Source organism: Komagataeibacter xylinus, from assembly GCF_004302915.1.
Lineage (GTDB): Bacteria > Pseudomonadota > Alphaproteobacteria > Acetobacterales > Acetobacteraceae > Komagataeibacter > Komagataeibacter xylinus_C.
Genome location: NZ_QQBI01000058.1, coordinates 1 through 9366 on the forward strand (window position 1 = coordinate 1; position 9366 = coordinate 9366).

Consider the following 9366-nt stretch of genomic DNA (forward strand, 5'->3'; position numbering starts at 1 on the left):
CGGGCGAGAGCTTCACGGGTCAGAAGACGGCGCCGCGCCATGATCGGATGTCTCCTTCATGTGTCCGGAAGGGGATCGTTGGACGGACTGTCCCGGACAAGTGCAACACGTCATGGAATACAGCCGTGTGCTGTGTCTCATAAAGGTGGTACCATATGTTTTGCAGTCATGGGGCCTTATACGTTACACTTTCCCGTATGACACACATAATGATCGGCTATGCCCGCTGCTCGACGGACAAACAGGATCTCGCGGCCCAGCATCAGGAACTGCTCAAACTCGGTGTTTCTGCCGATCGTATTTACACCGACAAGGGCTTCACCGGCACGAACCGGGAAAGGGCCGGCCTTGACCAGGCACTGGCGGCTGTTCGTAGTGGCGATACTTTGGTCGTACCAAAGCTTGATCGACTGGCCCGCTCTGTCCCTGATGCACGGCTTATTGGCGACAGCCTGGCATCCCGTGGCGTGAAGCTTCAACTTGGGAACAGTATTCACGATCCGTCTGATCCAATGGGCAAGTTGTTCTTCAACATCCTTGCGACTTTCGCGGAGTTTGAAGCCGATCTGATCCGGATGCGTACTCGTGAAGGGATGGCCGTTGCACGCGACAAAGGTAAACTACGCGGAAAGAAACCCAAGCTTTCTGAACGTCAGCAAAAAGAGCTTCGCCGGATGTATGATACCGGCGATTACTCCATCAGCGATCTTTCAGAACTGTTTTCTATTTCTCGGCCAACTGTCTATCGAACTCTCAGCAGAACAGCCTCAACGTTCTTGTTGGGTTCACTCTAAGCGTACGTAAAGTACACTTTCGTGTCGTGACCCCATCAAGATGAGATGGGGCCAGTGAAGGCCATTACCCAGCGGGGTGATCTCGATTTCGGCCAGCCCATTAATTCCTGACAAGGCCCGCAGAGCGCCCTGAGAGGCCGCACAAAGCGCAATTCCCGTTATTGCCCTCATCAACCTAACCACCACACACAATAACGCCTGCACGGCCATCCTGTGGCGTCTGGCGGGCATGTTGTGACATGTGATCTGCTGAATGATCGCCTGAACACCGGTGCGTCTTGAGCAGATTGCGGTCTTGCTCGGTTTTTCTGATGTTGCAGGCGTCGGGCGAGCGCGGAGCGGGAGCCCCGTAGGGCGCCGAAGGCGCCGACGCGGGAGAGGAAGGTGCTAGTGGAGCGACGATGCGGGAACGCATCGTCAGATTATGATTTCGCGCCGTAGGCATGTCTGCTTAGCGCAGCCCTGAAAGGGCGAGTAGGGGGATGCCGGGTGGGAGATCGCGCGAAGCGCGATCGGGGCGGCCATAGGCCGCGAGCCGGCGGGGGCGTAGCCCCCAAGAGGCGGTGCCTTTTTTGTTAAGAATTTTGTTAAAATATATAGTTAAGAAAGTTAAGCACTAAAAAAACCATGAAAACACGATTGATAACAGTCTATTACGGTTATGGGCGGTGGGTGAAACCACGTGTTTGGGTGGGTGAAACCACGATGCTTGGGTGGGTGAAACCACGATGCTTGGGTGGGTGAAACCACGACAGTTAACCATACTTTTCCACAGGAAAACGCAGCATTCCCTATAGCTTGAGTAGTTTCGAGTCGTAGTAACTCTCATTTTGACTACAGAGAGAACTCATTGGGTGGGTGAAACCACGATAGTTTAACGAGGCCGCCCTCGTGACAAACGATCCATCAACCCATCCACCTCTTCAGCACGCCGACGATCTGCTTCTACGCGCTCTCTTTCTTTTTCGAGCTTCCTATGCAGCTCAGTCGCTGCCTCAATACCTCGCAACTGAAACATCACTGCCGGTGTGCCTTCAACAGTCTGAGTCAACGACATGGTGTAATCCGGAAGTTGGTCTGCTTCGATGATCTTCCGCAGCATACGATTAAATTCTTTAGGCTGCGCATCGCTACCTGTTTTTTCATGCAGCACCTCGACACGGCATATCCACCCACCTCGCTGCTGACCAGCATGTTTACGTGCGATCCGATAGAGGGCCCGCTCTAATCCACCAGATAAAAGAAAATAATCCTGATGCATTGTCAGCAAGGATCGCTCACTTACAATGCCTTCATAAACCCAGTTTGATAGGGTGATCGTCATTCCACGCGGCTGGTCTGTGTCTGGATCTACTTCCAGCGTCCATCCATCCAACCATCCAAACTGAGCCTCATTACGGCGCTTAGGTGCCCGTAATGATGTACGGATGGATGTTGTTTCTAGACGCGAAAGAGCAGCTTGCAATTCCTGATAAGCACGTCCCCCTGTTCCCCGTCGAATGCCGCGCAACAAATCATAGGTTGTTGTTGTAAGCGTTCGCGGAAGATCATTGATCCCCTGCTCTTTCATCCGATTTAATACGGAAGCAGCCCACACAAGAATGTCGGCATCCCATATTGTCGCCATGCCATAAGCTGGCATGGCTTCAACTTTCACCCATGCTTCGCCATTTGGACTGCGATATTCAATTGGCTTAAGGCGTTTACGTTTCTGAAGTGAGAAAAATGGCCGCTCCATCACTTCCCGCTGATCTTTCAACGGAAGATCATTCATTAACGGAATAAAAAAGTCGAACTCGGGGTTCGGATCACGCCGTTTACTCATGGTGCAAACCTAGTGTGCCCTCGCTGCACCAGATATTGGCGCAATAAACGCTCGGTAATAACCGTCAAAGGTTCTCCACCTTCCTCTACACTCAGCTGACGGAGTGTACGGTGCATATCCTCTGGGATATGGATCAAAACCGGTTTTTTGCCAGGATGACTATTTTTCTTGCGTGGCGAAGGTGCGTTCCCATCAAGAGGTGATCGGGTAGTAGCCTCTTTAGGCACATTTTCCGCTACAACCGTCGGAGATACAGGGGCACTTTCTTCCTCAAAAATGCCGGCTAATGCCGATGCTTTCTTGGGTTTCACCATTATACTATCTCGCTTAATGGTTTATTCGCATAACCGCTTAGTCGCTTAATCTCAGCATAAGCAGAGCGTAGTTCAGCTGCGGCCTTACCATCTGAATCCAATTCGGCAGCGGTTTTCCCAATCGGTGTTGCTCTATAAAAATCCTTACGAAAATGAAGTTCTGTATCGAACATAGTGATGCCTTTAGCGATGAAGCCCGCTCGAGCATCTTTCCCTTCTGAACCTTGGTAAGGAACCTGGGTGAGAATCACAGCAAAAGGTGTTCCTGCTTGCTGAACCTGCTTTATGGTTTGCAGCACAGAATGAACATCCAACCCACGCGGAGCGACTGGGATCACTACGAAGTCAGCTTGTTCTGCCGCCAACATAGCAATGTCTTTTGAGTTTGCTGGCGTATCAATGATGATGAGATCCAGCTTTCCACTCTTACGTCCTCGCGAAACATGCAAAGGCAATCCTGCAACACTGCTATCTTTCACCATTACGTCATCAGCCTCTCGTCTCTCAGACCAATAGAGAGCTGATCCTTGCCGATCGTCAGCATCAAGAATCACAACCGCTGCGCCTTCACTGGCGGCTTCGACAGCAAAAGCCGTTGCAATCGTCGTTTTCGACTGCCCACCTTTCTGCGCAATCACGGCCCAAGTCTGCATGATGCCTCCTACTAAGCGACTATGCTTTTTATATAGATTATTCGTTTAGTAGCAAACAACTTTAATCGCATATTCGCTTAGTTGCATATTCGCTTAGAATTTATATCGCATCCTAATGCACTCGGCTTCATCAAGGGAGACGTCACGGCTCTCGATCCGCAAGCCATGACGCCGGACCAGACTAATCAAAGAGCACACCTACTCAACTATATCGAGCAACCAATTCATAAGGGATGACAGCAGATACACCTTAAACCGCAGGCTACACTCGCGTGCCCGTTCCCTTAATCTGCCCCTTGAGCACGGTACGGTCAGCCTACCGATTGCCCTCGGCTTCTGCCGGGATAGAACCATCAACCACACTCACGGCATGATCCCCTGCATGACCAGAAATGCTCTTACTGTGATGATCTTCACACCATCATAGACCCGCAGGTCCAGAATATCGCGCTTGTCGCCCGTTAACAGAAAATCGGCTTTTCCAGCAGATGCCATCGCCAAAAGATAATCGTCATCCGGATCCGGAGAGACTGCCACAGCAGAAAGATTTACAATGAGAACAGCCAGATCCCGGACTTCATTGACCAGACGGCCGGCGAGAGTGGGCGGCAGACGGGAACGGATCTTGGGATACCGTGTCACGCGCCGCAACTCATCTAGCTGCTCGGTAGACGTCAGCAGATCGAATTGTCCTGCCCGCCATAGCCCGAGCAAATGCGCTGGCAGGGATTTTTCAGAAAGCAAGGCACTGATGAGAAGATTGGTATCGATGACTAGACGCACGCCTTAGCTGGCCTTGTCCGTTGCCCGCGTAGCGGTCACGGCTTCGCCGATCAGGTCCTCTAGGGCGTCCGGCTCCATATCTGCGAACCCACTCCGGGCTTCCGCCATCGTCCTGTCGAACACGCGCCAGCGCACCGCCTCCTCGATGAAGCGAGACAGGTCGCCTTTCTTCATGCCGCGCTGCGCCAGGAAACTACGTACGGTGATGTCGGTTTCGCGGGAGACTGAAACCGTCCAACGAGTCATATCAGTAGACATATCATATCTCCACATAAGGTCTTATACGCTTATCATGATAAGCGCCTATATATATCTGTGCAATCCGATTTCATCTTCACAAAATGCATTACCCCCACATTTTCCGAGCGATATCCTGCTCCTCGGCGCCGACGGCATCGGCATAGATGGCGGTAGTGGAGAGCTGGGCGTGGCCGAGCCATTTCTGCACCATGTTGAGGGGGATACCGCTGGAGACGGCGGCGACGCCGAAGGCATGGCGCAGGCCCTTGGGGGAGGCGGCCGGGCCGGACAGGCCGGCGGCGACCATGACCGCGTGCACGGCCCGCCAGCCGGTCATGCGCGACCAGGGCCACAGCCGGACACCTGCGCCACGCCCCCGCCGGCGCTGCGCCTCACGGATGCCATGCACCAGATCCAGGGCCTCGAGGAGGGACGGGGGCACCGGCACGGCGCGATAGATCCCGTCCTGGCGCTTCTTGAGCGTGGCGAACACCAGTACGCCGCCGGCGAGGTCCACCCGGTCCGCTGTCAAAGCGAGGGCCTCGGACAGGCGGCAGCCTGACCAGGCCAGGGTCATGCACAGTGTACGGGCCTCGCGCGGCGCCTGCTCGGCTGCGCGCAGGAAGCGCGCCCGCTCGGCGACCGTGAGGTATTTGCGGCTCCCGTCGCGGTCGAAGAGCTGCATCCCGCCGGGGGCGCCGGCCGGGATCGCCCGCTGTCCCGGGTTTCGGGGGGCACTCATCCGGCCCCCCTGTCGCGATAGCCCCGCCGGCGCTTGACCCGGAGCTGGCGGGCGAGGGCGTCCCACGCCTGCCCGGCATCATCATATAATGCGCAGACCTGCCGCCCCGCCGTCCCGATCCGCCCCCACTGCCGTACCAGGGCGGTGCCGCCGAACAGGTCGGGCTGCAGCGACAGGGAATAGAAGCGCCAGCAGTTGGTCGCCGGGTCCACGCGCACCAGCGCCGCCGTTTCGGGAAACAGCGACAGCTGGCAAGGCGGCCGGACAGGGGCCTTCGGGACGGGTTTGGGCATGATATCCTGAGAAGTGTAACACATATCACCCGGCCCGCACAGGAAAACTGCCCCGCTCGCGGAACCGGCCGGCCGGTTTCAGGCCTTGCCTGTTACACTATTACCCATAGTGTATCAGGAAGGATCATTTTTTCTAGGGCCTGTTAGGCCTTGAATGACAGAACGGATTGTATAGCTGTTTATGATGAGCATGATGCAGTCTGTCTTTTCCGATACCGCCTGGTCCGTCTGGGAGCCTTTGATCGAGGAAGTCCGTCCGAAGGGCAAGACCCCACCAAAGAACCTTCGACGGACGATATCCGCGATTTTCTGGCACCATCAGAACGGTGCAAAATGGCGCGCTCTGCCATCTGGGTTTGGTCCCTGGTGGATTGCCGCACAGTTGTTCATTCGATGGTCGAAGCTTGGAGTGTGGCAGCGCCTCTTTGAAAAGGTCAAAGACAGGGATCAAGACCTCGGCATGGTCTTTCTTGATGGCACGACAAGCCACTGCGAAACTTCCGCTACCGCATATCCCCGCTCGGTAATCTGCGCCACCGCATCACGCTTGAACTCATCACTGAAATTGGGCTTCCCCATCAACGCCTCCTGTCCTCATTTTTAGGAGCCAAGGCGTCCAGAAATCTAGGGGCTATTCAGTTGAGGGATGAATGCCTCAACGAGACGCTGTTCACGTCTCTCAGCCATGCCCGACAGGTTCTGGCTGACTGGCGGGAAGACTACAATACGGTGCGCCCCCATTCCCAACTGGGTGGCAGGACACCGGATCAGGTCGCCAGACAAGTGTCTCGGGGGCATGCCCCCGAGACACTTGTCATCCCATCAACCCAAAGCCATAAAAACTGGAAACTCTCTTTTTAAGAGGTAACAAAAAGGGGAGAACGTCAATCTATATAATACATAATTTATATAGATTTAATTTAAATTAGCATTAATTTTATCCAGATATATACTCTAAAAGTTCAGCCGTAGCTGCATTTTTCATTGTACGAGCTCTCGACGGCCCTACGCCATATATATTTTTTATTAGATTTTCTTCAGAATTATTATGAAGATCTTCTATCGTATTAATTCCTGCTGATTTTAATTTATCTTTTTGCCAATTCGTAAGAGCAATCAATACATCTATTGGCTTATTCAATAATGACCTCAAAGATTCCTCGTATTGTAAGTCATCTTTAGAAAAAATATTCTCACTACCTGAATAAGAGGGATGATTTTTACCAAATTCAATAAACTTTTTTATAGATAAATTTTTATAGAAATATTTTGATTCTGATTGGGGATTGCTATCTAAAGAAAGCACACATCCGTATTTTATTTCATATCTTGTTCCAAGCTCTGATCTAGTTGCTCTTATAGAGCTATCTACTTTTCTAATTATTCCTGTATAAGTTAACAATCTTAAAGATTCTTTTACGGCTTCGGGCGCATCTTTATGAATCCAAAAGTATATAGTTGATTCTTCTATACCTTTATCTTTTCTTGATTTATTATATTCTTCTATGCGAGGCATTACTTTTGTCTCTAGAAAATCTCTTCCCCAATCTATTACTGATTGATGTCCTTTGTATTTTTCTCCTAAGTCAGTATGTTCTGACCATATCTTGTGTCTATAAAAAGATTTAATTACATAATTAACATTACTAGAATTAAATCTTTCTAAATCCTGTATAGTCCTCAATAACATTCTTGGATTTCCTCCAGATGCAAGCGCCAATGTATTAAATAATTCTCTATGTCTATCTATTTCCTCTCTTAAAGAAAGATCAGATTGTTTAAAGACGATATCTTTAAAATATTGCAGGTAATCAGAATCGGAAATATTTCTTTCTAATTTTTTATATATACAATCGTGTATAGGCTCAAAAGAATCACCAAAGTACGTTACCCCCGGATAAATTGCCGCGTTACACGTAATGTATGGTGACCTAAGATCCTTAAATAAATTAAAAAACTGACGCTGTTGATTTGGTCTAAATACATGTGCAGCTTCATCAAAAAAGAAAAATATTTTTCCTATAGAATTATCTTCACATATTATTTGTACAGCTTCTTTTACATCTTCAATATCTGGAAGAGATGATATATCTATTGGAACTCTTTTTTTGTACGAATCTTCAAATGATTTCACTATTTTTGATAAAGAATGCTCAACCGTTTCTTCAGAGCCACTTTCATCATTACTTAATATATTTGCCGTTAAATTCGAAACAACTACTCCCCGTTTCCTAAGTTTATTAAGTAAACATTTCAGAGTCTTTGCCATCATCCAATGATAAAACTGCAAATTGTCTTCAGTAGTAATTAAAGAACTCATGTTAAATGGAACAAAAACCGTAACACATGAGTTATCCTCAGCTTCCAACTCCAACTCAGCTATCCGCATCAAAAACGATTTACCAGTCCCTCTAGAGCCTTCTAAAAGGCATGGCTCATTAGATTTCAGGGCATCCAAAATATTTTTATCAGCGGCATTGACAACTGAAAGATTCAAAATATCTGATTGTTTTATACTTTCTGTTCGAAGATAAAATTCACTCATCATTCCCTCCCTTAAGATCGACCAAACAATTCTCTGATTTTCAATATATGGTTAAATTCTTCTGGTAAAAATTGCAAGGACTCTCGGTCCTTTTCATCTAATGTTTTTACGTACCTACACATTGTTGTAAATAATATTACTTCACATACTATTTTATAATATACACAATACTTTTCAAAAAATTCTTCATTGTATGAAATTTTTATTCCACTATTTATCCACGTTTCATTATTTCCATGAACATACTCTGATAGATTCCTGTAAACAGATATAGAATTATCTCGGTATTTCTCTACTTCTTCTACCATATCACTAAAAAATGCCTTAGCAAATCGCTTAGATAGAACACCGTTTTCTTCATCAACTAATTTGGACCATTTGATATCCATCCGACCGTCAATCCATTCATTAAACTCCAATTTCCGAGCGGAAAAGTATATGGCCGCTAACCCCATCTCTAAAGCAAGCCTAAGTGAAGAAAACGCTTGCCTATATAGACCTATTATCAAGTTATAGTTAGACGACTCCAATTGAGCACAAACTGTTTCTAATATTCTTTTTTCTTGGTTATCTGTTACGTAATTGGAAAATTCGTATATACATGAAGATAAATGATGAAGATTGCCAAGCTTGTCTTTTTTTAATATTGAATTATTGAAAACAGACTGAGACTCAGTGTTTATTCTAATAAAATATTCTTTTATATCCATTTTTTTTATCCTTTTGCTAGGTGATTAAGTTCAATTTTTATTATATATATACCATCTTTCCAAGTTAGTTTTTATAGATTTCCTACAGAATTTTCTAAAGCCTAGCAGCCTGTCGGGTTGGGGCACCCTGTGAAGGGGTGAGGTTAGAGGTGGCCCCGGAAAATCGGACAGGGTGATAAGCTATCCCCGGCCTGGATAAGGACAGGGACTGATGGGCAAGGTTACGAGGAAACGGTATTCGTGTGAGTTCAAGTCTCGTGTGGCTCTTGAGGCGATCCGTGGCGAGCAGACGTTGTCGGAACTGGCGTCGAAGCACGGTGTGCATCAGACGATGATTGCCCAGTGGAAGCGTCAGGCGATCGAGGGCATGGCAGCGACCTTTTCGGGCAAGTGTAAATGCTGTTTCAAAATTCCCCACATGTGCTGTCGGAAAATTCCCCAGCACGGATATGGTGATCAGCCATTGA

General features: G+C 48.5%; 11 protein-coding genes and 3 pseudogenes. 4 read left to right on the forward strand and 10 right to left on the reverse strand.

The annotated features are described in order from the left end of the window. The first annotated feature begins 197 nt into the window (after positions 1-197). Complete coding sequence (locus tag DV027_RS16380) at positions 198-794, forward strand: recombinase family protein (RefSeq protein WP_029329811.1); 597 nt, start codon at positions 198-200, stop codon at positions 792-794. A gap of 874 nt (positions 795-1668) precedes the next feature. Here the strand turns inward: DV027_RS16380 and DV027_RS16390 are convergent. The 7 genes from DV027_RS16390 to DV027_RS16420 form a co-directional block, all read right to left on the reverse strand. Then, the gene (locus DV027_RS16390) at positions 1669-2619 is read right to left on the reverse strand and encodes a replication initiator protein A (RefSeq protein ID WP_112209711.1); all 951 of its coding nucleotides are present in this window, start codon (positions 2617-2619) and stop codon (positions 1669-1671) included. Beyond that, positions 2616-2933 carry a hypothetical protein gene (locus DV027_RS16395; RefSeq protein ID WP_082086123.1) on the reverse strand — a complete coding sequence of 106 codons (318 nt, stop codon included), beginning with the start codon at positions 2931-2933 and terminating at the stop codon, positions 2616-2618. The genes DV027_RS16390 and DV027_RS16395 overlap by 4 nt, the downstream gene beginning before the upstream one ends. Then, the gene (locus DV027_RS16400) at positions 2933-3586 is read right to left on the reverse strand and encodes a ParA family protein (RefSeq protein WP_130732910.1); all 654 of its coding nucleotides are present in this window, start codon (positions 3584-3586) and stop codon (positions 2933-2935) included. Before DV027_RS16400 ends, DV027_RS16395 begins: the two co-directional genes overlap by 1 nt. 363 nt (positions 3587-3949) lie before the next feature. Continuing rightward, on the reverse strand, positions 3950-4369 hold the full coding sequence (locus DV027_RS16405; RefSeq protein WP_130732911.1) for a putative toxin-antitoxin system toxin component, PIN family: 420 nt from the start codon (positions 4367-4369) through the stop codon (positions 3950-3952). 3 nt (positions 4370-4372) lie between these two features. After that, positions 4373-4627 (reverse strand): ribbon-helix-helix domain-containing protein, encoded by a 255-nt coding sequence (locus tag DV027_RS16410; RefSeq protein ID WP_130732912.1) that lies wholly within the window; start codon positions 4625-4627, stop codon positions 4373-4375. An 88-nt stretch (positions 4628-4715) separates the two neighbouring features. Further along, positions 4716-5294 carry a tyrosine-type recombinase/integrase gene (locus tag DV027_RS16415; protein ID WP_242621978.1) on the reverse strand — a complete coding sequence of 193 codons (579 nt, stop codon included), beginning with the start codon at positions 5292-5294 and terminating at the stop codon, positions 4716-4718. 53 nt (positions 5295-5347) lie between these two features. Then, positions 5348-5644 (reverse strand): WGR domain-containing protein, encoded by a 297-nt coding sequence (locus DV027_RS16420; RefSeq protein WP_048481289.1) that lies wholly within the window; start codon positions 5642-5644, stop codon positions 5348-5350. A gap of 193 nt (positions 5645-5837) precedes the next feature. Here DV027_RS16420 and DV027_RS17975 point away from each other — a divergent pair. Next, a pseudogene (locus tag DV027_RS17975) lies at positions 5838-6149 on the forward strand (transposase); the annotation flags it as partial. Here DV027_RS17975 and DV027_RS17685 read toward each other — a convergent pair. Continuing rightward, positions 6122-6223 (reverse strand): annotated as a pseudogene (locus DV027_RS17685) (transposase); the annotation flags it as partial. The pseudogenes DV027_RS17975 and DV027_RS17685 overlap by 28 nt on opposite strands. 57 nt (positions 6224-6280) lie before the next feature. Here DV027_RS17685 and DV027_RS17980 point away from each other — a divergent pair. Continuing rightward, positions 6281-6505 (forward strand): annotated as a pseudogene (locus DV027_RS17980) (integrase core domain-containing protein); the annotation flags it as partial. Between the two features lie 76 nt (positions 6506-6581). Here the strand turns inward: DV027_RS17980 and DV027_RS16435 are convergent. After that, positions 6582-8192, reverse strand: coding sequence for a hypothetical protein (locus DV027_RS16435; protein ID WP_207303529.1), 1611 nt, complete (start codon positions 8190-8192; stop codon positions 6582-6584). Between the two features lie 8 nt (positions 8193-8200). After that, a complete protein-coding gene (locus DV027_RS16440) occupies positions 8201-8899 on the reverse strand; it encodes a hypothetical protein (protein ID WP_130732915.1) in 699 nt (232 codons plus the stop codon). Between the two features lie 211 nt (positions 8900-9110). Here DV027_RS16440 and DV027_RS16445 point away from each other — a divergent pair. Continuing rightward, positions 9111-9366 (forward strand): transposase (locus DV027_RS16445; RefSeq protein ID WP_242621979.1); only part of this gene is annotated, 256 nt, incomplete at its 3' end.

Coding starts and splice junctions, on each gene's coding strand:
- DV027_RS16415 (WP_242621978.1), bottom strand. CDS start 5,294: ATGCAGCTCTTCGACCGCGACGGGAGCCGCAAATACCTCACGGTCGCC.
- DV027_RS16400 (WP_130732910.1), bottom strand. CDS start 3,586: ATGCAGACTTGGGCCGTGATTGCGCAGAAAGGTGGGCAGTCGAAAACG.
- DV027_RS16410 (WP_130732912.1), bottom strand. CDS start 4,627: ATGTCTACTGATATGACTCGTTGGACGGTTTCAGTCTCCCGCGAAACC.
- DV027_RS16395 (WP_082086123.1), bottom strand. CDS start 2,933: ATGGTGAAACCCAAGAAAGCATCGGCATTAGCCGGCATTTTTGAGGAA.
- DV027_RS16390 (WP_112209711.1), bottom strand. CDS start 2,619: ATGAGTAAACGGCGTGATCCGAACCCCGAGTTCGACTTTTTTATTCCG.
- DV027_RS16435 (WP_207303529.1), bottom strand. CDS start 8,192: ATGATGAGTGAATTTTATCTTCGAACAGAAAGTATAAAACAATCAGAT.
- DV027_RS16420 (WP_048481289.1), bottom strand. CDS start 5,644: ATGCCCAAACCCGTCCCGAAGGCCCCTGTCCGGCCGCCTTGCCAGCTG.
- DV027_RS16380 (WP_029329811.1), top strand. CDS start 198: ATGACACACATAATGATCGGCTATGCCCGCTGCTCGACGGACAAACAG.
- DV027_RS16440 (WP_130732915.1), bottom strand. CDS start 8,899: ATGGATATAAAAGAATATTTTATTAGAATAAACACTGAGTCTCAGTCT.